General features: G+C 40.3%; 28 protein-coding genes and 1 other annotated feature. Of the genes, 5 read left to right on the top strand and 23 right to left on the bottom strand.

Going from position 1 to position 26960, the window contains the following annotated elements; all coding sequences use genetic code 11:
- Position 1: 1 nt before the first annotated feature.
- The 23 genes from rpoC to rapZ all read right to left on the bottom strand — a co-directional run bounded on the left by rpoC (position 2) and on the right by rapZ (position 22128).
- Complete coding sequence (gene rpoC / locus Q0K35_RS03310; protein ID WP_294561254.1) at positions 2-3841, bottom strand: DNA-directed RNA polymerase subunit beta'; 3840 nt, start codon at positions 3839-3841, stop codon at positions 2-4.
- 12 nt (positions 3842-3853) lie between these two features.
- A complete protein-coding gene (locus Q0K35_RS03305; protein ID WP_294561253.1) occupies positions 3854-7999 on the bottom strand; it encodes a DNA-directed RNA polymerase subunit beta in 4146 nt (1381 codons plus the stop codon).
- Between the two features lie 112 nt (positions 8000-8111).
- Positions 8112-8708, bottom strand: a complete 597-nt coding sequence (locus tag Q0K35_RS03300; RefSeq protein WP_294561252.1) for a methyltransferase — start codon at positions 8706-8708, stop codon at positions 8112-8114.
- 68 nt (positions 8709-8776) lie between these two features.
- Entirely contained in the window at positions 8777-9145 is a 369-nt protein-coding gene (gene rplL, locus Q0K35_RS03295) for a 50S ribosomal protein L7/L12 (RefSeq protein ID WP_294561251.1), read from the bottom strand.
- Positions 9146-9167: 22 nt separating this feature from the next.
- Positions 9168-9659, bottom strand: a complete 492-nt coding sequence (rplJ, locus tag Q0K35_RS03290) for a 50S ribosomal protein L10 (protein ID WP_294561250.1) — start codon at positions 9657-9659, stop codon at positions 9168-9170.
- Between the two features lie 32 nt (positions 9660-9691).
- Positions 9692-9817 (bottom strand) — a sequence feature (ribosomal protein L10 leader region).
- A gap of 33 nt (positions 9818-9850) precedes the next feature.
- A complete protein-coding gene (gene rplA / locus Q0K35_RS03285) occupies positions 9851-10531 on the bottom strand; it encodes a 50S ribosomal protein L1 (protein ID WP_294561249.1) in 681 nt (226 codons plus the stop codon).
- A gap of 20 nt (positions 10532-10551) precedes the next feature.
- Positions 10552-10971, bottom strand: coding sequence for a 50S ribosomal protein L11 (gene rplK / locus Q0K35_RS03280; RefSeq protein WP_294561248.1), 420 nt, complete (start codon positions 10969-10971; stop codon positions 10552-10554).
- A gap of 143 nt (positions 10972-11114) precedes the next feature.
- Positions 11115-11555, bottom strand: coding sequence for a hypothetical protein (locus tag Q0K35_RS03275; protein ID WP_294561247.1), 441 nt, complete (start codon positions 11553-11555; stop codon positions 11115-11117).
- Between the two features lie 171 nt (positions 11556-11726).
- Positions 11727-12275 (bottom strand): transcription termination/antitermination protein NusG, encoded by a 549-nt coding sequence (gene nusG / locus Q0K35_RS03270; RefSeq protein WP_294561246.1) that lies wholly within the window; start codon positions 12273-12275, stop codon positions 11727-11729.
- A gap of 9 nt (positions 12276-12284) precedes the next feature.
- The gene (gene secE / locus Q0K35_RS03265; RefSeq protein WP_294561245.1) at positions 12285-12461 is read right to left on the bottom strand and encodes a preprotein translocase subunit SecE; all 177 of its coding nucleotides are present in this window, start codon (positions 12459-12461) and stop codon (positions 12285-12287) included.
- Between the two features lie 10 nt (positions 12462-12471).
- Positions 12472-12621: a 50S ribosomal protein L33 gene (gene rpmG / locus Q0K35_RS03260; protein ID WP_294561244.1), complete on the bottom strand. Its 150-nt coding sequence runs from the start codon at positions 12619-12621 to the stop codon at positions 12472-12474.
- A 47-nt stretch (positions 12622-12668) separates the two neighbouring features.
- The gene (locus Q0K35_RS03255; protein WP_294561243.1) at positions 12669-13274 is read right to left on the bottom strand and encodes a hypothetical protein; all 606 of its coding nucleotides are present in this window, start codon (positions 13272-13274) and stop codon (positions 12669-12671) included.
- A gap of 21 nt (positions 13275-13295) precedes the next feature.
- Entirely contained in the window at positions 13296-14021 is a 726-nt protein-coding gene (gene rlmB / locus Q0K35_RS03250; protein WP_294561242.1) for a 23S rRNA (guanosine(2251)-2'-O)-methyltransferase RlmB, read from the bottom strand.
- 1 nt (position 14022) lies between these two features.
- Positions 14023-14406: a ribonuclease III domain-containing protein gene (locus Q0K35_RS03245; RefSeq protein WP_294561241.1), complete on the bottom strand. Its 384-nt coding sequence runs from the start codon at positions 14404-14406 to the stop codon at positions 14023-14025.
- Positions 14406-15740: a cysteine--tRNA ligase gene (gene cysS, locus Q0K35_RS03240; RefSeq protein WP_294561240.1), complete on the bottom strand. Its 1335-nt coding sequence runs from the start codon at positions 15738-15740 to the stop codon at positions 14406-14408. Before cysS ends, Q0K35_RS03245 begins: the two co-directional genes overlap by 1 nt.
- A 271-nt stretch (positions 15741-16011) precedes the next feature.
- Positions 16012-16296 carry a hypothetical protein gene (locus Q0K35_RS03235; RefSeq protein ID WP_294561239.1) on the bottom strand — a complete coding sequence of 95 codons (285 nt, stop codon included), beginning with the start codon at positions 16294-16296 and terminating at the stop codon, positions 16012-16014.
- Positions 16297-16472: 176 nt separating this feature from the next.
- Positions 16473-17486, bottom strand: coding sequence for a type I glyceraldehyde-3-phosphate dehydrogenase (gene gap / locus Q0K35_RS03230; RefSeq protein ID WP_294561238.1), 1014 nt, complete (start codon positions 17484-17486; stop codon positions 16473-16475).
- 171 nt (positions 17487-17657) lie between these two features.
- A complete protein-coding gene (locus Q0K35_RS03225; RefSeq protein ID WP_294561237.1) occupies positions 17658-18569 on the bottom strand; it encodes a GNAT family N-acetyltransferase in 912 nt (303 codons plus the stop codon).
- A gap of 9 nt (positions 18570-18578) precedes the next feature.
- Positions 18579-18848 carry a hypothetical protein gene (locus tag Q0K35_RS03220; protein ID WP_294561236.1) on the bottom strand — a complete coding sequence of 90 codons (270 nt, stop codon included), beginning with the start codon at positions 18846-18848 and terminating at the stop codon, positions 18579-18581.
- 66 nt (positions 18849-18914) lie between these two features.
- Positions 18915-19340 (bottom strand): hypothetical protein, encoded by a 426-nt coding sequence (locus tag Q0K35_RS03215; protein WP_294561235.1) that lies wholly within the window; start codon positions 19338-19340, stop codon positions 18915-18917.
- A gap of 42 nt (positions 19341-19382) precedes the next feature.
- Positions 19383-20327, bottom strand: a complete 945-nt coding sequence (gene whiA / locus Q0K35_RS03210; RefSeq protein ID WP_294561234.1) for a DNA-binding protein WhiA — start codon at positions 20325-20327, stop codon at positions 19383-19385.
- A 4-nt stretch (positions 20328-20331) separates the two neighbouring features.
- Positions 20332-21270, bottom strand: coding sequence for a gluconeogenesis factor YvcK family protein (locus Q0K35_RS03205; protein ID WP_294561233.1), 939 nt, complete (start codon positions 21268-21270; stop codon positions 20332-20334).
- A gap of 3 nt (positions 21271-21273) precedes the next feature.
- Positions 21274-22128 carry an RNase adapter RapZ gene (gene rapZ / locus Q0K35_RS03200; RefSeq protein WP_294561232.1) on the bottom strand — a complete coding sequence of 285 codons (855 nt, stop codon included), beginning with the start codon at positions 22126-22128 and terminating at the stop codon, positions 21274-21276.
- Positions 22129-22286: 158 nt separating this feature from the next.
- On the opposite strand from rapZ, the gene Q0K35_RS03195 reads away from it, so the two are divergent.
- The 5 genes from Q0K35_RS03195 to Q0K35_RS03175 all read left to right on the top strand — a co-directional run bounded on the left by Q0K35_RS03195 (position 22287) and on the right by Q0K35_RS03175 (position 26801).
- A complete protein-coding gene (locus Q0K35_RS03195) occupies positions 22287-22604 on the top strand; it encodes a PadR family transcriptional regulator (protein WP_294561231.1) in 318 nt (105 codons plus the stop codon).
- Position 22605: 1 nt separating this feature from the next.
- On the top strand, positions 22606-23439 hold the full coding sequence (locus tag Q0K35_RS03190; protein WP_294561230.1) for a hypothetical protein: 834 nt from the start codon (positions 22606-22608) through the stop codon (positions 23437-23439).
- A 94-nt stretch (positions 23440-23533) separates the two neighbouring features.
- Positions 23534-24379: a MurR/RpiR family transcriptional regulator gene (locus Q0K35_RS03185; RefSeq protein WP_294561229.1), complete on the top strand. Its 846-nt coding sequence runs from the start codon at positions 23534-23536 to the stop codon at positions 24377-24379.
- A 101-nt stretch (positions 24380-24480) separates the two neighbouring features.
- Positions 24481-25383: an N-acetylmuramic acid 6-phosphate etherase gene (gene murQ, locus Q0K35_RS03180; protein ID WP_294561228.1), complete on the top strand. Its 903-nt coding sequence runs from the start codon at positions 24481-24483 to the stop codon at positions 25381-25383.
- Positions 25384-25385: 2 nt separating this feature from the next.
- Positions 25386-26801, top strand: coding sequence for a PTS transporter subunit EIIC (locus tag Q0K35_RS03175; protein ID WP_294561227.1), 1416 nt, complete (start codon positions 25386-25388; stop codon positions 26799-26801).
- The last annotated feature ends 159 nt before the right edge of the window (positions 26802-26960 follow it).

Genomic DNA, 26960 nt, shown 5'->3' with positions numbered 1-26960 from the left:
TTTATTCCGCACTTTCTTTAACACTTAGCTGATCATCGTCAATCATATCCTGAATGACGTCATCATTTACCGTATCATTTGTTACGTAATTCATCATTTCGCTTTCTTCTTCGACATGATTTCGAGCATTACGTTTCGCTTTCAGCTCAGCTGCAAGCTTATTGATCTCGATTGAAGTTTCTCTTTCATCACTATAACCGGTTCCTGCCGGAATCAGTTTTCCGATGATAACATTTTCCTTCAATCCGATCAGATGATCGACCTTACCTTTAACAGCTGCTTCTGTCAGAACCTTTGTCGTTTCCTGGAATGAAGCGGCTGACAGGAAGGAATCTGTTTCGACAGAAGCCTTTGAAATACCTAACAGCACCGGCTTGAACTGTGCCGGGCGCAAGCCGGACAGCAATGCCCGACGATTGATCTTGGTAATCTCTACAAGGGAGATCTGAACACCAGGATACAATGTCGTATCACCGCCATCAATAACGACTACCTTACGCAGCATCTGACGGATCATGACTTCAATATGTTTATCAGAAATATCAATACCCTGAGAATTATAAACCTTCTTAACTTCCTTCAGGATATATTTTTCAACCTCTAAGACACCAGCAACTTCCAACAGTTCTTTTGGATAGATCGGACCTTCAGTAATCTTATCACCGGCCTCGATCATACTGCCTTCTTTCAGCCATGAACGGATGACCTGTGTCGGTCCAAGCTTATGCACCTGACTTTCATGCTCATTCGTAACCACGACCTCATAACCTGTATTGGTCTGAGTGATAGAAGTAATTTCACCTGAAATCTTAGCAAGAACAGCCGCACCTTTTGGATTACGTGCTTCAAAAAGCTCTTCAACACGAGGTAAACCTTGCGTGATATCTCCTCCGCCGGCACTTGCGACACCACCTGTATGGAAGGTACGCATCGTCAGCTGAGTACCCGGCTCACCGATTGACTGGGCAGCCATGATACCAATGGATTCACCAACCTCAACAACTTTTCCTGTTGCCATATTGCGGCCGTAACATTTCTTACATACACCATAGATAGATTTACATGTAAATGCCGTACGGATCAATACCTGCTTGATTCCGGCATCAACGATCCTCTTGGCAATTGCTTCATCGATATACTCATCTGATTCAATGATCACTTCACCGGTTTTCGGATCTGTGACAGTCTGCTTCGTATAACGTCCTACCAGACGATCATATAAACGAATGATCTCAGTATTTGTTTTACGATCGATAACCGTTTCGACCATGAAACCATTATCTGTACCACAGTCATCTTCACGAACGACGATATCCTGTGCAACATCGACAAGACGACGTGTCAGATATCCGGATTCCGCAGTCTTTAAGGCTGTATCTGTTAATCCTTTACGCACACCATGAGTAGAAATAAAGAATTCAGACACATTCAAACCTTCACGGAAACAAGAATAGATCGGCACCTCGATGATCGAAGGCTGATAACTTCTAGTCGACTTTGACTGGCTCGGCTTACTCATCAAACCACGCATACCAGCCAGCTGTGTAAAGTTTGACTTATTACCACGGGCTCCTGAATCCGCCATCATGTTGATGGAATTCTTATGAGGCAGATTAGCCATCAGCTCATCACCGATCTGATTTTTAATGTTATCCCACAAACGATTCAGGTGTGATTCCCACTCCTGCATCGTTAACTTACCTTTACGACGCAATTGCATCAATTCTTCAGCCTTGCGCTTTCCTTCTTCGATTTTTTCACCTTTATTTTCTACGACCTGAATATCGCTTAACGCAACCGTGATACCAGCTACCGTAGAATATTTGAATCCCATGTCTTTAATGGCATCCAATATCTCTGAAGTCTTCTTCGTTGAGTATCTTGCAAAGATCTCTGCGATGATCAATCCCAGTTGTTTCTTCTTTACCTCAGGAACGATCGGCTGAACAGCAATGATCTCTTTGATATTTTCTCCCGGTTTGATGAAGAATTTATCAGGCGTAGCCTTAAAGTTTTCATCAGAAACCTCATTCAGATAAGGGAAATCCTCAGGGAACATCTCATTAAAGATGATCTTACCGACAGTCGTCATCAGATACATCTGATTCTGTTCAGGAGTGAACGTTGTTTTCTTCAAAGAACCTGCCAGAATGGCAATTCTTGAATGTAAGTGAACGACCTTTTGATCATAGGCCATCAACACTTCATTGACATCTTTAAAGACATGTCCTTCGTTATCCGCATAGCGTTCCCATTCAAGTGCCTGTTCTTCACAATCAACATCACGGTAACGCTGTGCTTCTTCACGCATGGAATCTGCCGTTTCTTCCATCGTCAGATAATAGTTTCCAAGAACCATATCCTGAGAAGGTGTAACGATCGGTTTTCCATCTTTTGGTGAAAGAATATTGTTAGAACCCAACATCAGCACTAAAGCTTCTGCACGTGCCTCTTCACTCAAAGGAAGATGCACTGCCATCTGGTCACCATCGAAGTCAGCGTTGAACGCTGTACATACCAACGGATGAAGACGAATGGCACGTCCTTCGACCAGCTTCGGTTTAAATGCCTGGATACCTAAACGGTGCAATGTCGGAGCACGGTTCAAGAGTACCGGATAACCATCGATAACCTCTTCAACGATGTCCCATACACGTGGATCCAGACGATCGATCAGCTTTTCAGCTGTCTTTGGATTGCTGGCAATTTCTTTATTTACAATTTCATTAATAACAAATGGTTTAAATAACTGCAATGCCATTTCACGAGGAATACCGCACTGATACATTTTCAGATCCGGTCCTACCGCGATAACAGAACGTCCGGAGAAATCGACACGTTTTCCTAAAAGGTTCTGACGGAAACGTCCCTGCTTTCCTTTCAGGGCATGTGAAAGTGACTTTAAGGCCCTTCCACCGGCACCTGTGATCGGTTTGGAACGACGTCCGTTATCAATCAAAGCATCGACAGCTTCCTGAAGCATACGCTTTTCGTTCTGCACGATGATGGCCGGCGTTCCCAGATCCAAAAGCTTCTTTAAACGATTGTTACGTGTGATGACACGACGATATAGATCGTTAAGATCACTTGTCGCAAAACGACCGCCATCCAGCTGCAGCATCGGTCTTAAATCAGGAGGTATGACCGGCAATACCGTTAATACCATCCATTCAGGTTTGTTATTTGAATTACGGAAGGCATCCACTGTATCCAATCTTTTCAAAAGCTTCTTACGCTTTTCACCCTGAGCATTTTCAAGCTCAGCTGTGATAGCTTTAAATTCTTTTTCGACATCTACTTCTTTCAATAGCGTCTGAACAGCTTCAGCTCCTGTTTGTGCGCTAAATGATCCCGGACCATAAATCGCAACATTTTCACGATATTCTCTTTCTGAAAGGATCTGCTTATACATCAGTTTTGTATCACGCGGATCCGTTACGATCCAGCTTACAAAGTAAACAACTTCCTCCAGCTGTTTTGGAGTGATATCCAAAAGAAGTGCCATTCTTGAAGGAATTCCTCTCAGATACCAGATATGAGCCACCGGTGCTGCCAATTCAATATGTCCCATTCTTTCACGACGAACACTTGACTTGGTTATCTCAACACCACAGCGATCACATACAACTCCCTTATATCTAACCTTCTTGTACTTTCCACAGTAGCATTCCCAGTCCTTGCTTGGACCGAATATTCTTTCACAGAATAATCCGTCTCTTTCTGGTTTTTGCGAACGATAGTTGATCGTCTCCGGCTTTTTTACTTCGCCATGTGACCATTCAAGAATACGTTCAGGAGAAGCTAATTGAACTTGTATAGAACTAATATTGTTTACGCTCATCTTTCTTCCTCCTTATTCTTCATCACCATCTGTAAATAACGGCGTTTCCAGATCATCAATCGATTCTGAATGATCGTCTTCCTCTTCCTCGCTCTCATCCTTCACATCAACAGGAGGCTGTGGCTGAGGCTTTACTGATGGCTGTGAATCATCACCATCGATCTTCGATAAATCAATCTCATTGCCTTCATCATCACGCAAGATCACATCCAGGGCCAAAGCCTGCAATTCATGCTTCATAACTCTGAATGCTTCCGGAATTCCCGGTTCAGGAATATCCTTGCCCTTGATGATGGCTTCATATGTCTTGGTACGGCCCACGATATCATCCGATTTGATCGTAATGATTTCCTGAAGGGTATGAGCAGCGCCCCATCCTTCAAGAGCCCAAACTTCCATTTCACCAAATCTCTGACCACCGTTTTGAGCCTTACCACCTAAAGGCTGCTGAGTTACCAAAGAATAAGGTCCTGTTGCACGAGCATGCAACTTATCATCAACCATGTGAGCCAGCTTGATCATATACATGACACCTACAGAAATACGTTCATCAAAAGCGTCACCTGTACGTCCATCATACAAGACCATCTTACCATCCTTGGTCATATCAGCTTCTTTCATGATGTCCTCAAGCTCTTCGTTGCTGATACCATCAAATACTGGTGTCGCAAACTTGACGCCAAGTTTCTTAGCGGCAAAACCCAAATGAATTTCAAGCACTTGTCCGATATTCATACGGCTTGGCACACCGAATGGGTTCAACATGATATCAACCGGCGTTCCATCCGGCATAAACGGCATATCTTCCACAGGCAGGATCTTAGAAATAACACCCTTGTTTCCATGACGTCCGGCCATTTTATCACCCTCAGAAATCTTACGCTTCTGAACGATGTACACCTTTACGGTTTCACTGACTCCCGGTGGCAGCTCATGTCCATCCTTACGTTTAAATACACGCACCGAATGAACGATACCCGCACCACCATGAGGTACCTTTAATGAATTATCACGTACTTCACGTGATTTTTCACCGAAGATTGCCAATAAAAGCTTTTCTTCCGGTGAGATCTCGCTCTGTCCCTTTGGCGTTACCTTTCCAACAAGGATATCACCCTCGCGTACTTCGGCACCCACCATGATGATACCTCGTGAATCCAGATTACGGCAGGCATTTTCACCGACATTTGGAATATCACGTGTGATCTCTTCAGGACCCAGCTTTGTTTCACGACAATCAATTTCATATTCTTCAATATGAATCGATGTATAAACATCATCACGTACCAATCTTTCAGACATGATGATCGCATCTTCATAGTTATAACCATTCCATGTCATGTAGGCAATCGTCACATTCTGACCCAATGCCAATTCACCATTTTCCATGGATGGACCATCGGCCAGAATATCACCCTTTTCAACACGCTCGCCTTTATCGACGATCGGAATCTGGTTGATCGTTGTTCCGGCATTGGACTGCTGGAACTTACGCAGACGATATTCACGTTTTTCGCCATTATCCTGAGCAACGACCAAACGAGAAGCATCTGCATATTCAACGATTCCATCTTCCTTACATACGACACAGCTTCCGGAATCCTTCGCTACACGATATTCCATTCCTGTTCCGACAAACGGAGCATGCGGACGAAGCAGAGGTACTGCCTGACGCTGCATGTTCGCACCCATCAGGGCACGAGAAGCATCATCGTTTTCAAGGAAAGGAATACAAGCCGCAGCAATCGAAATGATCTGCTTTGGCGAAACGTCCGCCAATTCCACGCGTTCACGATTCGCTAAGATCGTTTCACCACGATATCTGGCAACGACCTTTTCATTGACAAGCTTGTTATCAATGACCTCATTGGCCTGTGCAATAATGTAATCCTGTTCTTCATCGGCAGACAGATAAACTGCATCTTCAAGAACCGTACCATCTTTGAGCACCTTACGATAAGGTGTCTGGATAAAGCCATATTCATTGATCTTACCATAAGAGGTCAGATAGTTGATCAAACCGATATTCGGACCTTCCGGTGTTTCGATCGGACAAATTCTTCCATAGTGTGAAGAGTGAACGTCACGCACTTCAAAGCCTGCGCGGTCACGATTCAAACCACCCGGACCTAAGGCTGAAATACGACGCTTATTCGTCAATTCAGCCAATGGATTCTGCTGATCCATGAATTGGGAAAGCTGACTTGAAGAGAAGAACTCTTTAATTGCCGCTGTCAGCGGACGAATATTGGTCAGCTTCTTCGGTGTCAGCGATTCGATCTCAGCAATCGACATTCTTTCCTTAACAACTCTTTCCATTCTTGAAAGACCGATCCTGAACTGATTCTGAATCAGCTCGCCAACCGAACGGATACGACGATTTCCTAACATATCGATATCGTCTGTTTCACCGACACCTTCCATGACATTCAACATATAAGCATAGAAAGCATACATATCTGAAATGGTGATCGTATGCTTATTCGCAAACGGATCATTTCCTGTTACCTTGATTTCATGACCGTCAGAATCGAGGATCATAACTTCCTGTACGGCAGCTCCAACCAGCCATGCCACAAGTTTTTCATCGTTATGTACCCGATTGACCAATTCCTCATAAAGATCACTGCTTAAGGCATTTGACTTAACACGAGGCATAAATCCTTCTGTATATCTGCCGCCTTCATTTGTCAGGACAACATTGCCCTTCTCATCACTGATACAGCCCAGCTCATAAAGACGATGTCCATAATTTAAGACAGCCTTGACATTTTCAGGTGTCAGTTTTACCGGCTGGGCAATGACACCGGCATAAATACTTACCTTTTCACATTCTTTTTCAAGAACGCTTAAAACATGTTCGGTGATGACATCACCCTCATAGAAGGTTTCATCAGCACACTCTACATCCTTCGCCAAGATACGTCCTAAAAGTCCACGCTTGCAGCTCGTTTCAACAGCTACTATATCTTCGTGAACAAACAGCGGATTAAATGGGAAGGCCTTCACATAGATACCCTTTTTCAATTCCGGTTTCAGAATCTCTCTTTCATCACGGTTGATCAGAGTACCTTTTTTCATAAATACTTTGCCATCTGCACCGATGATATCATGAGCTAATACATGATGCTCAATACGATTGATAGCATTCAGTTTTTTCTCCAGCTTATAACGTCCGGCCTTTGTCAGATCATATCGGCGGCGATCAAAGAATTTCGCATTCATCAGGTTGATAGAACCATCAAGGATCGGATTCTCATCAGGACGCTGGTTTTCATAAATCGACAACAATGCTTCCTGCGTCGTCTTTACCTTATCATTGATCAGCGTATTTTCGATATCTTCATATTTTCCAAAATAAGCACCGTATAAAGTCAGATAAATATCTAAATACTCTCTGCTTTCATCTATCTCAGGCTTTTCAAAATTCGTATTTCTTCCCAAAGCATTTAAGAAAGTCGTAATCTGCTTGGTGTCCATCGGATCATCACTGCGATCCATATCTAAAGCCATACCGATGGCTTTAAATAAAACTGTCGACATGATTTTACGTTTACGGTCAACACTAACAGTAAGAGCTCTTCCGTTTGAGGATTTCTTCGTTTCAGTAAAAAACTCCAACCATGTTCCACGGCTAGGAATCAGCTCACAGCTATATGTTTCTTTACCTGTTTTTTCTTCAAAACCACTGTCAAAATAAGCTCCCGGCGAACGCACGATCTGCGATACGATAACACGTTCCGCCCCGTTAATGATGAAAGTACCTGTTTCTGTCATCAAAGGAAAATCGCCGAGGAACACCTCTTCCTGCTTCGTCAGCACTTCACCGGTATTGCTGTCAACGATCTCAAGCTCCATGGTCGCTTTCAAAGGCGCAGCAAAATTACATTCACGATATTGTGACTCTTCAGCAGTATATTTAGGCTTTTCAAATTCATAGTCTTTAAAATACAGTTTAATATTGCCACCAAAGTTAGAAATCGGATAAATTTCTTCAAAAACTTCCCGGATTCCTGTTTTTATGAACCACTCAAAAGAATCTGTCTGAATTTCTACCAGATTTGGCAGTTCCAGACTCCCGCTTACTTTTGAATAGTTACGACGTTCTGCTTTCTTCCCTGAAGGTACGATCTTATAAGTCTTTTTTTCTTCTTCCATACACACACGTCCTTTCATCATGACAAGTGCCCAAAAAGGACACTTTCGCCATTATATTTTTTTATACTATTATGCAATTTATTATATTATCTTATTTATGTCAAGTTGTCAATTATTTCTTTTCAGATTTTAAAATGTAATAGCCCTTTTCTTTATTCAGAATCGTGCAGTTTCCGAATATACCTTCAATAAAGCGACAGGCACTCAGAGCACCATGATTTTTACGGATCACTACCCATAATGCCCCATTTTTATCCAAATGATCATAAGCTTCTTCAAAAATTTTATAAATCACTTTCTTTCCGGCACGAATGGGCGGATTCGTTACGATATCGGTATAATTAAAGCATTTCACATTAGAATAGATATCACTTTCAAAGATATGCACATCACATTCATTTTTTTTCGCATTGATTTGTGCTAATTCAATAGCCCGCGGATTAATTTCAATCATATCGACACTGCTTTGAGGAAAACATTTCTTCAGGGTAATACCTAAGACGCCATATCCGCATCCGACATCTAAGATCCGTTTTCCAAGCGAGTATTTATTTAATGTTTTCAATAAGATGATCGAGCCCTCATCAATTTTATCCTTACAGAAAACACCATTGTCAGATATGAACATAAAATTAAAGCACGAAAACCGAAAAGATATCTCCTTTCGGTTTTGTGCTAATTGACGATTATCTGTGAAGTAATGACTCATAATATCGCCTGCCTTTTCAGACATAAAAAGGCTTACGCCTTTTTTATGTCACTTTTTCCGTTTAAAAACTATTTAATTTCAACAGTTGCGCCGGCATCAACCAGTTTCTTCTTGATTTCTTCAGCTTCTTCCGGTTTGATGTTTTCCTTGATAGCGCTTGGGCACTTGTCAACAAGACCCTTAGCTTCTACCAATCCAAGACCTGTGATTTCACGAACAGCCTTGATAACGGCAACCTTAGTAGCACCAACATCTGTCAATGTTACAGTTACTTCGCTAGGTCCGGCAGGAGCAGCATCAGCAACAGCAGCAACAGCCACAGGTGCAGCAGCAGTAACTCCAAATTCTTCTTCGATTGCTTTAACCAAATCATTTAATTCTAAAATTGTCATTTCTTTTAAAGAAGCGATTACTTCTTCGTTTGTTAACTTAGCCATTTTCTTTTCCTCCTATTTTTTCTTATTCACTTTTCGCATCAGCTACAGCTTTTACAACACAAGCAAAGTTACGCACAGGTGCCTGCAGGCAACTTAACAGCATTGAGTACATACCTTCGCGGTTTGGAAGCTGAGAAATTGATTTCAACGTATCTAAATCAACCAATTTTCCTTCGACAGTACCAGCCTTCATTACCAGGAATTCGTGATCCTTCGCAAACTTGCTTAAAACACGAGCCGGTGCTGTTGCATCCTTACCAAATACCAGGGCATTCGGCCCTGTCAGACTTTCACATAATCCTTCATAACCTGCTTCAGCAGCAGCACGCTGTGAAAGCTTATTCTTATAAACCTTCATTTCAACGTCTTCTTCTCTTAAAGCGCGGCGCAGATCTGTGATTTCCTTCACGGACAATCCACGATATTCAACAACTACTGTTGATTCTGAATTTTTCAGCTTTTCAGTAATTTCAGAAACGACAGCCTTCTTTGATTCGATGACCGCTTGGTTCATAATTACACCTCCTGTTTCTATATTGATCCAATATATATCCATAAAAAACTCACGCATTGACAGCGTGAGTTGAAAGATTACGAAAAAATACTCTTTCTACCTCGGCAACCTGATTAAGCGTAAGCCGTTGCTGTCTTTGGTATATATTGAGAACAATCCAATTTTAAACAAATTCTATCTGTTTGTCAAGACTAAGCGCCTACTTTAACGCCCGGACCCATCGTTGATGAGATCGTACAGTTCTTAACAAATGCACCCTTTACAGCTGCCGGGCGAGCACGCAGGATCGTATCGTTGATCGCTTTGAAGTTTTCAACCAGCTTTTCTTCATCGAAAGAAACCTTTCCGATCAGCAGGTTGATATTACCTTCCTTGTCAACACGATATTCTACCTTACCTTTTTTGATGTCTTCAACTGCTTTCTTGACATCCATCGTTACCGTTCCGGTCTTAGGGTTTGGCATCAAGCCTTTAGGACCTAAAAGACGTCCTAACTTACCAAGCTCTCCCATCATTGATGGAATTGCTACCAACACATCAAATTCGAACCATCCCTTAGAGATCTGTTCGATCATTTCTTTACCGCCTACATAATCAGCTCCGGCATCCTTTGCTTCCTGTTCCTGTGGTCCGGTAGCAATAACACAAACACGCTGTGTACGACCTGTTCCGTTTGGCAATACCATTGCTCCACGGATCTGCTGATCAGCATGACGAGGATCTACATTTAAGTTATAAGATACTTCTACTGAAGCATCGAATTTTTCAAAGCTTGCTTTCTTTACCAAAGCTACTGCTTCTTCAATCGTATAAGTCTTGCTGCGGTCAACTAATTTAGCAGCTTCTGAATATTTCTTTCCTACTTTTGCCATTTTACTTTACCGAGCCTTTCTTATTCCATACCTTCTACTTTAACACCCATATTACGAGCAGTACCAGCAATGATTCTCATTGCAGCCTCGATTGAATTGGCGTTCAAGTCCGGCATCTTGTATTCAGCAATTTCTCTTACCTGATCAGCTGTGATCGTACCCACAGTCTGTTTCTGGTTTGATGCAGCTTTGCTGATCTTTGCAGCCTTCTTGATCAAGATGGCAGCTGGTGTTGTTTTCAACACAAAATCAAAACTCTTGTCTTCGTACGCAGTAATGATTACTGGCACCATATCTCCCGCACGATCTCTGGTTGCATCATTAAATGCACTACAGAACTGAGGCATATTGATTCCGGCACTTGCTAAAGCCGGTCCCGGTTTAGCCCCTCCTGCTGGGAATTGCAACTTCGCAACTTTTACAATTTTCTTTTTACTCACAAGACACACCTCCTATATTTGTTGTCTTATGCAGTGGTACGAATGGTTGCGCATTCTTCCACGCATTACAAAAGAGCACATACGTGCTCCATTACTTTACACTATAAAAGCCTTTAAATCAAGTGTTTTTTTCACTTTTTAAATTATTGGCGCACAAAACCATAACTTTCTAACAGATTTTGTATATCCTCATAGCTGTCAAAATCAACATAGGTTCTGTCACGCTTGGCTGATTCGCCCTTCAACGTAATATCTACGATATATGGATAATAGATATGAGGCTCGCTGTAAATCTGTACAGTGACTTCACCATTTTCATAAAGACCACGGTCATGAAGACATATTTCCTGTCCTGCATAATCATCATCACTGAGTCCATTATCATATTTTTTAATTTCAAAGAGAAGCGCTTCATACATCTCTGCATCCTTCAAGTAAGCCTGCTCTGCCTGATACTCTGACACCGCCTCTTTTAAAGAGGTACCCAGCTTATTCACAGCCACGCTCGCAGTAACATCCCCCCTCTTTCCGCCACAGCCTGCAAGCATCAAAACAGTAAGCATTATCATTCCCGTTTTTCTCATTTACATCTCTCCTTTACTGATATTATCATTATACGTCCATCTGATATCGAAAACAAGAAGATATACGAAATAGTAAGCATTTCTTACGCTTTATATATTTCATACCTCCATTTTTACTGAATATAAAAAAACTGCATGGATATGAATCTTCCATATCCATACAGCTAACCCTTAAAATTCCAGCTTTTCCAAGTCTGAATAACTGATATCCGTCGGAATTTCACGTCCGAACAGGATCAGCAATACCTTGGCCGTCTGATTTTCATCATCAAGCGATTCTACCGTTCCTTCGCTGCCATTAAATGATCCTGATAAGATCTTGACACGGTAACCCACTTTAAAATCGATCTGAACACGTTTTTCCTTGATGCCCAGACGCCTCAGGATCGCTTCAATTTCAGCTTCCGCTACCGGGAAAGGCTTTGCTCCGCCACCGCTTGATCCGATAAATCCGGTAACGCCCGGCGTATTACGCACGACATACCATGCTTCATCAGTCATGATCATTTCCACAAACAAATATCCCGGGAAAAGATTATATGTCTTTTCAACTTCTTTTCCGTTCTTGTATTCAATTTCAGTTTCTTCCGCAACAACGATCTGGAATAGCGCATCCTGCAATCCCATCGTTTCAATACGCCTTTCAAGATTTTCCTTTACCTTATTTTCATGACCGGCGTAAGTATTGACAACATACCACTGTTTCTTCTCTTCTGCCATTGTACTCACCTAAATTCCCATTGTTCTGAAAAACCATGCGGCAACAAAATCACATAAAACAAAGAACGCCGCAAAAGCTCCCGTAAATAAAATAACCGTAAGTGAAGAACGCGTTAACTCACCGGCAGTCGGCCAGTGTACCTTTTTCATTTCCTCAATAATTCCTTTTATACTGAACCATCTCATAAGTGCCCTCCTATTTTGTTTCCCTATGAATTGTATGACAATTACATTTCGGACAAAATTTTTTCAGTTCCATACGCTTCGTATGTGTATTTTTATTTTTATAAGTCGTATAGTTACGGGATAAACACTGTGTACAAGTCAAAATGATTTTTTCTTGCATACCCTCACCTCGCTAACTGCCTATTTACTTTATCACAATACTTTTTTTTAGTCAATGTAACTCAACAAAAGTTTTTGCATCTTCTTACACACATAGCTCACTCTTTTATTATTAACAGCCATGATCTGGCCGATTTCCCGCTGATTATATCCTTCCAGCTTCATCCTGACGATCATGAATTCATCATCGCGCAACTCACTTCTCAGATAAGCCAGCAGATTTTTCTCATGATACCATTTCATCAATGCATCTCCTTCAAACTCATGATTTATATTCGGAAAAGTATCGACGTAATAAATGCCCTCCTCTTCCTTGACCTTACTGTCAAGACGAAGTGCTTTCGACATGCTGGAATTTGCCTGACTACGACGTGAACGAATATACTTTCTGACGCACATTTCCATACATTTCTGTGCAAACACAGAAAACGAACATCTCCCATCATCACAATATCGATAAATGGCATGATAAAACTCAAGCATCGACAGCTGACGCATTTCATCAAGCTCATCACTGATTTCACAGACATAAGCATATTTTTCAACTGTCTTTTTCACAGTAAAATAGATCGTTTTCTCATATTTCTCCATCAGCAGCTGCAAAGCCTCATCATCATTCTGATAGATATAATAAAGTAATTCATAATCGTTCATAGTCCCTCCCGAGTTCGTCAGCTAACGGGGATGGCGTTTTGAATAAATTTCATAAAGAAGGATTCCACAAGCAACAGAAGCATTCAGCGATGTAACCGAACCTGTCATCGGCAACGCAACCATGTAATCACAGTTCTTTTTAACTAAAGATGAAATACCAAAGCCTTCGCTTCCAATGACCAGCAAAAGCGGCACATCACACTGCATATCCCGATAATCGATGGCCTTTTCCATATCTGCCCCTACGACCCAGAAACCTTTTTCTTTTAAAGCCTGGATCGAACGTGCAAGATTGGTCACACTGGCCACCTTGACAGTATCGATGGCCCCGGTCGAGGTCTTTGCTACAGTTGCATTTAGCTGTACGCTGCGATTTTTACCAATGATGACACCATCAGCACCTACACAATCACAGGTTCTCAGGATCGCTCCAAGATTTTGGGGATCTTCCAACCCATCCAGCATGACCAGAAGCGGCTGCTTTGAATCAGGGATGGCTGCGAGCAGCTCTTCCAGCGTATAGGTCTTATACTCTTCGACACTTGCGGCAATTCCTTGATGATAGGTCGTTTTCAAAAGCTGATCCAGCTTTCTTTTAGGAACGGTTCTGATCACCGCCTGTTTTTTCAAGGCCAAACTCTCCAGTTCCTTATCCTTAAAGCCCTCTGCCAAAAGAATCTCATAGATTTTTCTATCGCCCTTCAATAGCTGACGAACGACATTTTTTCCATACATATATTGTGCCATATTATTGCTCTCCCTGCTCAACAACTTCGTTCCACAGTTTTTCCAGTTTTCCACACTGTCCGCTCAGATAATAATAACCAACGATCGCTTCAAATCCGGTAGCCATGCGATACGTGATCATATCTGCATTTTTCGCAATCGTTTTTGTCTGAGCATTTCTGCCGCGCTTGATAATTTCCAGCTCTTCTTCATCAAAGAAATTCTTCTCGATCAAAACATTCAGATAATGCGCCTGTGCCTTGGCGCTGACATAATGAGAGGTCATCTTCTGAAGATCATTTGGCTTTTGATAGCCTGCCCGAACGAGCCTTTCCCTGACCCAAAGAGTCATGACCGCATCACCGATAAAAGCCAATGTAGTACCATTATAAGGAACGATTTCCATTATAAGACCCCTTTTTCCATCAGCTTCTGACGATAGCCGTCTGCCTTTTCAAAATCTTTGACAGCCTTAGCTTCATTCCATTTCTGATACAATTCGTAACTCTCTTCATCCAGCACCGTACGTTCGATACGAATGCCAAGGACATGCATCATTCCTTCAAGAGCTGTCACCAGCTTTGATACGGCATCATAATCGATCTCACGGACACGCAAGGCGCTATTCAACTGCTTTACCGTTTCAAAAACAACACTAAAGGCATTCGGAGTATTTAAATCATCGCTCATTTCATCAAGGAAAGAATTCCACAATTTTTCATCCTTTTCAGCTTTAAAATCTTTGTGAGCCAATTGCATTTTTACACAAGCCTGCTTGTAAGAATTCATCACTTTATTCAATTCATTACGAGCACTTTCTATGACTTCATCATTAAAATTCAACGGTGCACGATAATGTGCCGATAAGAAAGCCCATCTCAAGACATTGCCGCCAATCTCTTTAACCATATCCTTGATCAGAAGCGTATTGCCTAAAGACTTGGACATTTTTACACCATCCAGATTCAGCATACCATTATGCAGCCAATAATTCGCAATGTGTGTATGAAAACAAGCTTCACTCTGTGCAATCTCATTTTCATGATGCGGAAACTTCAGATCCATACCGCCACCATGAATATCAATACGATGACTCTTAAATTCCTTATTGATCATGACCACACATTCTGTATGCCATCCCGGACGTCCTTTTGACCAAGGTGAATCCCAGTTGATACCCTCATCTGTCTTTTTCCACAATGTAAAATCCAACGGATTCTCCTTTAAGGAATTTTCATCAATTCTGGCACCTACCATCAGATCATCGATCCGCTGCTTGCTTAAAGCACCATAATGTTCAACAGCATTAACTCTGAAATAAACATCTCCATCAACGACATAAGCTGCTTTTTTATCTACCAGATCCGCAATAAAAGCAATGATCTCATCCATCGTTTCCGTTACCCTCGGTGTGATATCCGGGATATCCGCATTTAAGCTGCGGCGGTCCTCATTATATCCCTCAATGTATTTCTCCGTCAGCTCCGCTTCACTAATACCTTCTTCTTTTGCCCTTTTTATGATCTTATCATCCACATCCGTGAAATTCGATACATAGGTAACATCATAACCTAATGCTTCAAAGGTCTTCTTCAGCGTATCATAAACAATGATCGGCCGCCCATTACCGATATGCGGACGGTTATACACCGTAGGTCCGCACACATACATACTGACCTTTCCTTCTTCAATAGGAATAAATTCTTCCATCTTATTGGTATAGCTGTTAAATAATTTCATCTTTTTCCCTCCTGATAATAAAAAAAGCATCTCTTAAAGACGCTTGATCACGCGGTTCCACTTTAATTGAATATATCCACTCATTTATGTTAACGCCATCCACGTACTTGATTAAAGTCCCTAGAAGGTGCATTTCATCCACTCCTAACAGCTTTTTCCACCCTTCAAGCCTCTCTGAAGTTATTCTATGGATGCTCTTTCCTTCATCACCGGTTTTACTTAATCTTTATACCACAACTCCTATAAAATGTAAACAGAATTACACACGATTCTACCCCATGAAATTTCTTTTTTCATATTTATTGACAGGCATACTTTGATCTTTCCTTATTTTCATCTCCACCAAAATAAGATTGTTATTCAAGGAAGCATTCGCTTTTAACAAGACCTTGGCTTCATGGGTGGCAGACAGAGGGATATGGTCACTGAGATGAAACTGCTTTTTAAGAAGCTGATGAAGCCCGCTGTTCTCGAACACCTTATGAAGAACATGGGCAGGCTTCAGATCAGGGAATTCATGGTAATAGAAACGGTTGGAAAGAGAAAAGACTTTCAAGATGTCTCCCTGATAGAAAAAAGAGTATTCACACAGATATTAATGACTATCATAACATAAATCACACTTAACTTTTTTTATTCTCTTTCATTATCTTCCTGTCCATCAAAATTGAAATTTCCTAATATATAAAAAAACCGGGTTGTGTTGCCCCGGTTTTTGTCTTTTATCTTTAATTAAGCTAATTCAGAGAAGTATTTGATTGTTCTAACCATCTGGCTAGTGTATGAATTTTCGTTATCATACCAAGAAACAACCTGAACCTGAGTCGTTCCGTTATCCATAGGCTTAACCATTGTCTGAGTAGCATCGAACAATGAACCATAAGTGATACCGATGATATCGCTAGATACCAACTGTTCTTCAGTATAACCGAAAGATTCGTTGCTTGCAGCCTTCATAGCAGCATTTACCTGATCAACAGTTACATTTCCTTCAACAACAGCAACTAAGATCGTAGTTGAACCTGTAGGAACTGGAACACGCTGAGCAGAACCGATCAACTTACCGTTCAATTCAGGAATAACCAAACCGATAGCCTTAGCAGCACCAGTAGAGTTAGGAACGATGTTCACAGCAGCAGCTCTTGAACGTCTTAAATCACCTTTTCTCTGAGGTCCATCAAGAGTCATCTGATCACCTGTGTAAGCATGAACAGTAGTCATGATACCTGACTGGATAGGAGCTAAATCATTCAATGCTTTAGCCATAGGAGCCAGGCAGTTAGTTGTACAAGAAGCAGCTGAGATAACTGTATCTTCCGGCTTCAATACTGTGTGGTTAACGTTGTAAACAACTGTAGGAAGATCGTTTCCTGCAGGAGCAGAAATAACAACCTTACGAGCACCTGCTTTGATATGAGCAGAAGCTTTTTCCTTAGAAGTATAGAATCCTGTACATTCCAATACAACATCTACTCCTAATTTGCCCCAAGGCAGGTTAGATGCATCAGCTTCCTTGTAGATTTCGATTTCCTTGCCATCTACAGTGATTGAAGATTCACCAGCACTAACCTTGTCAGCTAATGCATATCTTCCCTGAGCTGAATCGTATTTTAATAAGTGAGCAAGCATTTTAGGGCTTGTTAAGTCGTTGATCGCAACAACTTCATAACCTTCTGCACCAAACATCTGTCTGAATGCAAGACGTCCAATACGTCCAAAACCATTAATTGCAACTTTAACTGTCATTTTTTTAAAGTCCTCCTTCTAAACAAACATATTATACAATTTTTAATAGAAAAGTCAATTGAGAAATCTTTCACTTATCCACTTTTTCATGCACCTATATGAACAAAGAGCGAATATAAGCGCATACATTCATCAAAAGACAAACAAACCAATGATTTCCATATATTTATCTTAATATTTTTCATTCATGAACCGTGGTTTTTTTGTCAGTAAATAAGCCTCCTTGCTTGTCTTTACACGAGCGTTATAAAGCTTATTAAAAAGAGGAAAATTGTTGCAGCGGACCATGACGGCACACCTTTTTCTCGGAATCGCCAATGGAAAGAGCTTTTCAATATGCTCGGCCTCGCTCAGCTCCAATATGATCAGATCATTCAGCCCCAAAGCAGCCCTGCACAAACGCAAAAAAGCATTGCTTCCAAGATAGATGATCTCTTTTACCTTCACTTGTTTTTTCTCTGTGGAAAAGCGGATATATCCCATTGGCTTGGCACGATGCCGAACGATCAGTATCCTCTCATTCATGCTGTTGGCTTCCTTTATCATCACTTCGAAATCATGCAGCGAACGCACTTTATAACCGTCAAAATGTTTCATGAATTCATCATAGGCTTCCTTGAGCTCAAAAGCCTGTGCATCTTCAAACACATCATTCTGACTGACATTTTCAAAATGACGTTCATTTAACTCATAATAGCGATGCTGCGTTCCTTCCTGAAAACCATAATTTTCCCAAAACTTATAAGAGGTAGCTTCCACAAAGGTAAACAAAGCCTTCTTTTCACATTCATCGATCACACTTTTTAAACATTCATCCAATGATGAAGTTTTCCGATAATCGGGATGAACGGCAACATGAGATAAAAATGTACTCTTTAAAAGGCGGTTATGAAACATGATATTCATATCGCGCATAAAAACACTGGCAACAAGCTTTTCATCCTTTTCACATAAGATCGTTTTCCCATCATTCATGCCATAATTAAAAAAGCAGTTGATCGTTTCACTGTTTTTTATAGAAAAACTGCTTTGCCAGAGATTATAAATGGCGCTCTTATCTTTTTCACTAGCCTCTTTGATCATCTTTCTCACCTATTTTTCTACTGTTTCCGTATATTCGACATCAATGACATCACTTTTGATCTTTCCTCTTGTCTGATAATTTCGAGGTTCATAATCATCTTCATAACTTCTCGAAGAATAATAGCTTGTCGTATGATCCAGACGTCTTTTTCTTTTGAAATAGCTGATGACCATCAGAACTACAACAATCGGAAGAATGATTGGAAGCAGATTTATAAAAAATGCGATGACTGCTAAAATAATGGCTCCATATATAATAATCGTAATAAAATCTCTCATTCTCATCACCTGCATCAATTATACATGAAACTTTGAAAATTGTATATTACATTTTTGACACAAAGCTTACAGCTTTATCGCCAGAAAAGCACATAAAATACATAAGAGAAACAATCCCGAAAGGACCCATAACGAAGAATTTTCTCTTTCAGGCTTTTCATTTTGTGCGATCACAATGACTTCATCTTTTTGAAGCTTATGCAAATAACCTTCAAATTCCACATTCACTCTTGCCACTCCTTCATTAATCAGCTTTGACTGGAGAAGAACTTCATCAATATAGATATAATAGGCATTATCCATCGTCACCTCTTCTTCCAATTGAATGATTTCTGCTTTTTTTAGATATTCACAGGCTTGTTGACGTCCGCTTTCATCATAAAAAAGCACATTAAAAAAATCAGTCTGAATCTGTGCTTCTTCATTCATGAATACCAGCTGTGTTTCATCACATCTGGCAAGACTTACATTTACCCATAATAAAAGACTCATCCACATAAGATCACCTTAGTTATCTTGAGCCTTTTTATCATTTTAATTCTCTTGTTTTCGATATGTTGCGGCAATCTCAGCCATCTTATTCAAACGATGACGCATTCCCGACTTCGATATCGTTTCCAAATATTCCTGTTCATAGTATTCACAAAGCTCATTCAGACTGGCTTCAGGATGTTTTTTTCGAAGCAGGGCCGCCTGTTTGATCTTTGTCGGTAAAAATTCCAATGCTCCATAATTTTCTAAGTATTCGATATCCTCACACTGTTTTTTTCCGGCTGCCAGCGATTTCATTTCATTGGCAAAATCACAATTATCCAATCGTGTCAATGAATTCATGAAATCACGCTGGATACGAACATCTTCAAACTCAAAGACCGAATTGGTCGCTTCGATACATTTCAAAAAGTCCGCAATTTTTTCACTCGATTTTAAATAAACGACTTGTTGATTTCTTCGAGTGATGATCTTGGCCGGAAGATAAAAACGCTCCATCAGTCTTTGGATAAACTTTGCCAGCTTTTCATCACCGGTAGCAATCTCTAAATGATAGTTAGTCTTATTAGGCGAATTAACGCTTCCTCCTGCCAGAAAAGCCCCGGCCAGAAAAGCCCTTGCACAACAGTCTTTACTGACCATCTTGGCACTAGGATGGCTTCTGAGCCCGTTTTTATCCATGATCTCAAGATCATTCAGGATCATCTGCGTATTATCAAAGATACGCAAGACATAAATATTATTTTTCTTCAGATTCATCTTCTTCATGACCGAAAGCTCACTATGAATCTGATAGCGATCCTTCAACAGCTTTAATATTTTCTTAGCCGTAGGAGCACTTTCGCTTTGAATCGTCAGATACATTCCTTGTGCATTGATGTTCAGCGTCGAACACATTTTGATCAAAGCACTGCATTGAGCCTTGGCACAGCACTCCTTCAGCTCATTGGCAGCAACCTCACTTTTTACCGAAGCCGTAAAAGACATCGAATCAACTCTCTTTCAACAATTTAATCGCAAAATCACGGATCTTGATCGGATCATGGCGGATAAAATTACCCTTCACATCCAAAAGATCCTCCATGATAATATGATAATCATGCTTATCCTGCTTGAGTTTCACCGGATAAGACCCTTTATTCTCATATTTTTTCAAAAGCTCTTCACTTGCATGATTGGGTGCAACGATCACATTCGGAACGATTCCCTTAAACGTATGCTTCTCCAACGCATCGACATGATCCTCTACCGAATAATAATCCGTTTCCCCCGGCTGGCTCATGGCATTGCACATATAATACCGCTTTGCCTTTGACTTTTTGATCGCATCACAAATACCATCAATGATCAGACATGGGATAACGCTCGTATAAAGCGATCCGATACCGATAAAAATCACATCTGCCTGAATGATGGCCTCCATCGCTTCAGGATTGGCCTCAACCTTTTCATCATAAAAGACATCAAGGATACGGTTATCAAAATTTGGAATATTGCTTTCACCACGTACTACCGTACCATCGCTCATCCTCGCAAACAGCGTGATCACCTGCGTCGTGGCAGGAAGGATCGTTCCCTTCACATTCAAGATCTTGCTGATTTCACTGATGGCATCCATAAAGCTGCCTTCTTTTTCTGTCAATGCCGTCAATATCAGATTACCTAAGTTATGGCCGCCGACATCATCCTCTCCTTCAAAACGATATTCCATCAGATGGGTAAAAAGAGTTTCCTCCTTTGCCAAGGCACACATGACATTCCGAATATCTCCCATGGCAGGAATATGAAACTGCCGTCTTAGCCTCCCGGTACTTCCCCCATCATCAGCTACCGTCACGATGGTCGTTATATTGATATCCGCTACTTGTTTCAAGCCCTTTAATATGACCGACTGTCCGCTTCCGCCGCCAATTACTACTACATTTTTCATAGATTATTCCCTGATTTCCCGATGCGACTTGTAACAGTTCCATTTTTTAGAATAATGATCAAACAAATAATTCGTAATCGTCACCGAACGATGCTGGCCGCCCGTACAGCCAATTCCCACTGTCAGATGATTCTTGCCTTCTTTTTCATATTCAGGAAGAACATAATCCAGAAATTCAGTAATATGTCGAATACATTCCTGAGTAGCATCAAACTTCATAACATAGTTATACACCGGCGGATCATTTCCTGTCAGATCCTTTAATTCATCCACATAAAACGGATTCGGTAAAAAACGGACATCAAACAAAAGATCACTATCCATAGGAATCCCATTCTTATATCCAAAAGAAACAAATGAAATGCTGAAAGACGGCTTTTCACCCAGCTTCAAATAATCTTCGATCTGATTCTTTAACTGTGAAACCGGCAGATAAGTCGTATCAATTCGATAAATGCTGGCTCTTTCTTTGATGGCATTAAAGTATTCTCTTTCTGATTCAATGGCTTCCTCTAAAGTATTGGCCATATGATTGACCAAAAAAGGATGCTGACGACGAGTAAACTTATAACGCTTTAAAAGCTTATCATTACTGGCATCTAAGAACAAGACCCTTACATTCATGCCGATATTTTCAAAATAGACTAAAAACTTTGTATAATCCAAGGCTGTCGTGGCAAGTGCCACGTTGTGATAACGAACATCACTTTTGCCTTTCAACAATTTTCCAAGCTCATGAATCAGCTCAACAGGAAACTGGTCGATGCAATGATAGCCCATATCCTCCAAAACAGACATCGCTGTTGTTTTACCTGCACCTGACATTCCCGTTATCAGTACGATATTCACATCTTCCATAGGCTCACCCTCTTTTCATATAGTTTAGCACATTTTAAGAAATGAGAAAAGAAGAATAGGAAAACAGCTAACAGCTGGAAAATATCATGATACATTGACAAAAGTTAAGAAAGCGATATAATATGATTGAAAGGTAACTTGTATTACAAGGTAGCTATATGCAGACACAAATGTTAAAAGGAATCCTGGAAGGCTGTGTTTTAAAAGTTGTTGAAAATGACTATCATTTTTCAAAAGAGATTCTTGAAATATTAAACAGCCATGGATTTAATAATATCACTGAAGGTACGATCTTTCCCTTATTGATTCGCCTAGAAAAAGAAAATTTATTTGAAATCAAAAAAATCAAAACTGAATATGGTCCTCATCGAAAATATTATCGATTAAATGAAAAAGGCAAGCAGGAACTTAAAAACTTTGAAGAAAGCTGGAATCATTTATATAAAACTGTCAATCATATCATGAAGGAGGAATAATATGTATGAACTCAATCACGATTATAAAAAACTATTAAAGAAGATCAGAAGAAAATTATATTTTGATTTAGCTGATTATAAAAAGACAGATCAGGTTCTTGATGATCTTCATGAGGTTTTCTTAGATGCTCAAAAGGAAGGCAAGCCAGCGGATGATTTTATTCATCACGATTTTCATGAATTCTACAATAATTTGTTATCTTCCATGAATGATCAGAAAACACAAAGAAACAAACGTTTAAAATATGCCTTTTTATCTGTTTTAATAATCGGTGGTTGTTTATTGGCCGGTTATCAGTATGTGATTCACTATGTACTAAGTAGTAATTATCAAATAAAACAAAACGGTTTAACCTATATCATGTATGATTCTCACTATCTGGTCAAACATGAAAATATCCATGATATTGAATTTACTTTGGATTTAACGAAAGACTTACGTACATATCAAGACTTTCTTGTTTATCAGGATGATGATTGCAAACTGACCATCAGTGAAATCACAGAAAAAGATAATTTCTATCTCCTCAATTTTTATTCTGAAGGAAAATGTGATACAGATGAAGCAATGATCTTGCTTCTTGATCAAAGGGTCGTCAATGAGCAAGCTCAAATTCATTATAAAACAATCGGTCAGGTACAAGTGCTTGATAACCAGTATTATCCGTTAACACAGAACTCCAAACATTTAGTTAAAGACGGCCTGTATATAGGATATGAACTATTTCCTCTTGAATGGTATGAAAAAGGGAAGCTCATTCATGATCAAATTGACTTATCCGACATTCACATCCGTATCACAGATTTACGTAAAACTTTCTTTGAACGTCTTTAGACAGGTATATCCTGTCTTTTATGATGCTTTACAGTCAGCTTTCAGGTATTTTATCTTGATTCAAGTTATAATGGAGATGAAAGATGAGGCTTATATGAAAAAAACATTATATCGTCTTGAAATCTATTATAAGCAGCATGCTACTGAAAGTGAGCGTGAATTTCTGCTTTTCGTCCTCAATCATACCCGTGAAGCAATCGAAATGGATATACACACATTAGCAAAACAAAATTATTGCAGTGCTTCAACGATCGTACGTGTGTGCAAGAAAAATGGCTTTAAAGGCTTTCGGGAATTAAAGCTGGCATTGATGAACGACCTTCAGTTTAATGAAGAGCTGATGCAAAGCAAAATCGAAGATCTGACAAGCACATTAAGGGTCATACCTCTTGTGCTTAATGAGAACATACGTTCCATTCAAAATACATATGCTCTTTTAGATATGGATGAATTAGAAATCATCATTCATCTCTTAGTAAATTCTTCTTTCATCAGTTTATTCGGCATTGGCGCAAGCTTTTTGGTCGCAAAAGATTTCCAGCAGAAATTTGAGCGGATCAGCAAGAGAACCTTTCTCTATGAAGATATTCATTTACAGCTGGTTCATTCTACGAATTTTGAAAAGAAAGATCTGGGAATCATCTTTTCTTATTCGGGGCTGACCAAGGAAATGATTGAAATTGCTCATAATATAAAAGAAAGAGGCGGTATTTTAATTGCTGTTACCAAATATGGAACCAGCAAGCTGCTCTCTTTGAGTGATTATAATTTATATGTGCCTGACAGTGAGGCTTCATTGCGTATCAGTGCGAGCTCCAGCAGGATTTCACAGCTGTGTATCGTTGATATTCTTTATCATGCCTATCTGACAAAAATGCATGATAGCTCAATGGATAAAATCATTTCTACAAATCAATTATTGGAAAAATCTGGAACTTAGTATTAATTTGATGTCAATATATGGTACTTTGTTTCATAATCCTTGTCGTTTATTGTAAATGTAAGCGTTTATGTTTATAGTGAGGTCAGGAGGTAAAGCGGATGATTGATTTATCAAAGATGGTAACTGAACAGACAAATCCTAATACGAAGAATTTCAGTTCTATGAGTATTCAGGAAGCTATCAAAATCATGAATCAAGAGGACTACAATGCCGTAAGATGTATTGAAAGCCAATATGACATGATTGCGCAGGTCATTGCACTGACCAGTGAAGCACTTGAAAGCAATGGCCGCATCATTTATATGGGTGCAGGCACCAGTGGCCGCTTAGGGGTCTTGGATGCTGTGGAATGTCCGCCGACATTTAATGTTGACACGAATACCGTGATCGGTTTGATTGCCGGTGGGGATGCAGCTTTTGTAAAGGCCGTTGAAGGCGCTGAGGATTCTGAAGAGCTGGGTGAAGAAGAATTACGTAACATACAGCTGTCTGAGAAAGATGTCGTAATCGGCATTGCTGCCAGTGGTCGTACACCTTATGTCATTGGAGGATTAAAATACGCGCAAAGCGTACATGCGGCAACATGTGCGATCGTATGTAATCCACATAGTGAAATTTCAAAGATTACCCCATTAACAGTTGAAATCGTAACAGGACCGGAAGTATTGACGGGTTCCACCCGTTTAAAAGCAGCAACTGCTACTAAAATGGTATTGAACATGATTTCAACGATCAGTATGATCCGTATCGGTAAAATCTATCAGAATTATATGGTAGATGTAAAGATGAGCAATGAAAAGCTGTTCTCACGCGGCACAAACATTGTTTGCAGCGTTACTTGCTGCTCAAAAGAAACAGCGTTACATGCGCTAAAGGAATCTAAAGGAAATGTCCGCCTTGCAATCGCTATGATTTTGCTTGACTGTGACTCTTCGCAGGCTAAGGAAGCCTTAATGAAAGTGAACGGACGTATTCAGGATTTAATTGACGAGGAGGAATAAATATGTCAAACTTGGATCTTGCGAAAAGACTTGTGGAATTACTTGGCGGCAAGGAAAATGTCGTCAAAGCAGCAAATTGCATGACTCGTTTGAGAGTTGTATGCAAAGATGTATCAAAAATAGATGCCGAGGGAATCAAAAATACCGAAGGTGTTTTAGGACTTGTGATCGATCATGACAGCTATCAGATCGTATTAGGCCCGGGAAAAGCAAAAAAGATCACGGATATCTGTATTCAGGAACTGGGTCTTCCAAAAGAGAGCGGTGATTGGCAGGAAAATAAATCAGCCATTAAAAGCACTCAAAAAAGTAATAAGCTTAAAGATGTCATAAAACTGATTGCGGAAATCTTTATTCCGCTGATTCCGGCTGTTATTGCTGCCGGCTTATTTAACGGTTTTGCTTCTCTGATTGGTCAGCTGATGAGTGATGGTATGCTTTCCGGAGATATCTTCAGAATGATCCAACTGATCTTCTCACTCTTTGGAACTGCCTTTTTGGGTTATTTTGCCATCTTCACAGGTATTCGTTCCGCTGAAGTCTTTGGAGCAACACCGGCACTTGGCGGTATGATCGGTGGTATGAGCATCGGAGCCGCTTTGATCGATATCTCTACGATGTTAGGATTATATAATGAAGCAGTCCCTTTGGAATCTGTATTAACAACAGGTAAAGGTGGTATCATTGGCGTTATTTTCGGTGTATGGATCTTATCAATCATCGAGAAAAATATCCGCAAACGTGTACCGGATGTCTTAGATCTTATCATTACACCATTTACAAGTCTGTTGATTGCCGGTGTTATCTTCATCTTTGTGATCATGCCTTTGGCAGGCTTTGTCAGTGATGGCCTCGTTTCAGTTTTAAGCATCATCATCAACTCAACGAATCCATTCATCCGTATCATCAGCGGCTTTATCTTATCAGCGATCTTCCTGCCGATGGTATTGCTTGGCTTGCATCATGGCCTGATCCCGATATACGCCGTACAGCTTGAAGCAATGGGTGGCGTATCATTATTCCCAGTGCTTGCCATGGCAGGTGCCGGTCAGGTTGGAGCTGCTATTGCTATCTATATGGTGGCCAAAAAAGTTGGCAACAAACGTTTGCAGGGAATCATCACAGGTGCTCTTCCAGCCGGTTTCTTAGGTGTTGGAGAACCATTGATCTACGGTGTTACATTACCGATGTTTAAACCATTTATCACAGCAGGCTTAGGTGCAGGTTTTGGAGGCGCTTATATCATGTTTACACAGGTGCTTGCCAATGCATGGGGTCCTAGCGGCATGGTAGCCATACCTCTGATGCAGGGAACAAACGGTATGATGAATTACTTTATCGGTCTTGTCATCTCATATGCAGCCGGCTTTATTATCACTAAAATGGTCATTAAAGACAGTGACGTACTAAGCGTTTAATATAAGTCAATGATATTTATAAACATGTGTAAAATCCTAATAAGATCTTATACATGTTTTTTTACTATTTTAGATAATGATATATTTTAGTTAAAACGGATATAATTCTCTTTACTACAAAGTTTAAAACATTTATTATAAGTTTATATCGGAGGTTTT

Origin of the sequence: uncultured Traorella sp., assembly GCF_944327115.1 — a bacterium.
Classification (GTDB): domain Bacteria; phylum Bacillota_I; class Bacilli_A; order Erysipelotrichales; family Erysipelotrichaceae; genus Traorella.
Note: the sequence above shows the minus strand (reverse complement) of the source record. Positions and strands in the feature narration are given on the sequence as shown.

Coding starts and splice junctions, on each gene's coding strand:
- rpoC (WP_294561254.1), bottom strand. CDS start 3,841: ATGAGCGTAAACAATATTAGTTCTATACAAGTTCAATTAGCTTCTCCT.
- Q0K35_RS03305 (WP_294561253.1), bottom strand. CDS start 7,999: ATGGAAGAAGAAAAAAAGACTTATAAGATCGTACCTTCAGGGAAGAAA.
- Q0K35_RS03300 (WP_294561252.1), bottom strand. CDS start 8,708: ATGAGTCATTACTTCACAGATAATCGTCAATTAGCACAAAACCGAAAG.
- rplL (WP_294561251.1), bottom strand. CDS start 9,145: ATGGCTAAGTTAACAAACGAAGAAGTAATCGCTTCTTTAAAAGAAATG.
- rplJ (WP_294561250.1), bottom strand. CDS start 9,659: ATGAACCAAGCGGTCATCGAATCAAAGAAGGCTGTCGTTTCTGAAATT.
- rplA (WP_294561249.1), bottom strand. CDS start 10,531: ATGGCAAAAGTAGGAAAGAAATATTCAGAAGCTGCTAAATTAGTTGAC.
- Q0K35_RS03275 (WP_294561247.1), bottom strand. CDS start 11,555: ATGAGAAAAACGGGAATGATAATGCTTACTGTTTTGATGCTTGCAGGC.
- nusG (WP_294561246.1), bottom strand. CDS start 12,275: ATGGCAGAAGAGAAGAAACAGTGGTATGTTGTCAATACTTACGCCGGT.
- secE (WP_294561245.1), bottom strand. CDS start 12,461: ATGAGATGGTTCAGTATAAAAGGAATTATTGAGGAAATGAAAAAGGTA.
- rpmG (WP_294561244.1), bottom strand. CDS start 12,621: ATGCAAGAAAAAATCATTTTGACTTGTACACAGTGTTTATCCCGTAAC.
- Q0K35_RS03255 (WP_294561243.1), bottom strand. CDS start 13,274: ATGAACGATTATGAATTACTTTATTATATCTATCAGAATGATGATGAG.
- rlmB (WP_294561242.1), bottom strand. CDS start 14,021: ATGGCACAATATATGTATGGAAAAAATGTCGTTCGTCAGCTATTGAAG.
- Q0K35_RS03245 (WP_294561241.1), bottom strand. CDS start 14,406: ATGGAAATCGTTCCTTATAATGGTACTACATTGGCTTTTATCGGTGAT.
- cysS (WP_294561240.1), bottom strand. CDS start 15,740: ATGAAATTATTTAACAGCTATACCAATAAGATGGAAGAATTTATTCCT.
- gap (WP_294561238.1), bottom strand. CDS start 17,486: ATGACAGTTAAAGTTGCAATTAATGGTTTTGGACGTATTGGACGTCTT.
- Q0K35_RS03225 (WP_294561237.1), bottom strand. CDS start 18,569: ATGATCAAAGAGGCTAGTGAAAAAGATAAGAGCGCCATTTATAATCTC.
- Q0K35_RS03220 (WP_294561236.1), bottom strand. CDS start 18,848: ATGAGAGATTTTATTACGATTATTATATATGGAGCCATTATTTTAGCA.
- Q0K35_RS03215 (WP_294561235.1), bottom strand. CDS start 19,340: ATGAGTCTTTTATTATGGGTAAATGTAAGTCTTGCCAGATGTGATGAA.
- whiA (WP_294561234.1), bottom strand. CDS start 20,327: ATGTCTTTTACGGCTTCGGTAAAAAGTGAGGTTGCTGCCAATGAGCTG.
- Q0K35_RS03205 (WP_294561233.1), bottom strand. CDS start 21,270: ATGAAAAATGTAGTAGTAATTGGCGGCGGAAGCGGACAGTCGGTCATA.
- rapZ (WP_294561232.1), bottom strand. CDS start 22,128: ATGGAAGATGTGAATATCGTACTGATAACGGGAATGTCAGGTGCAGGT.
- Q0K35_RS03195 (WP_294561231.1), top strand. CDS start 22,287: ATGCAGACACAAATGTTAAAAGGAATCCTGGAAGGCTGTGTTTTAAAA.
- Q0K35_RS03190 (WP_294561230.1), top strand. CDS start 22,606: ATGTATGAACTCAATCACGATTATAAAAAACTATTAAAGAAGATCAGA.
- Q0K35_RS03185 (WP_294561229.1), top strand. CDS start 23,534: ATGAAAAAAACATTATATCGTCTTGAAATCTATTATAAGCAGCATGCT.
- murQ (WP_294561228.1), top strand. CDS start 24,481: ATGATTGATTTATCAAAGATGGTAACTGAACAGACAAATCCTAATACG.
- Q0K35_RS03175 (WP_294561227.1), top strand. CDS start 25,386: ATGTCAAACTTGGATCTTGCGAAAAGACTTGTGGAATTACTTGGCGGC.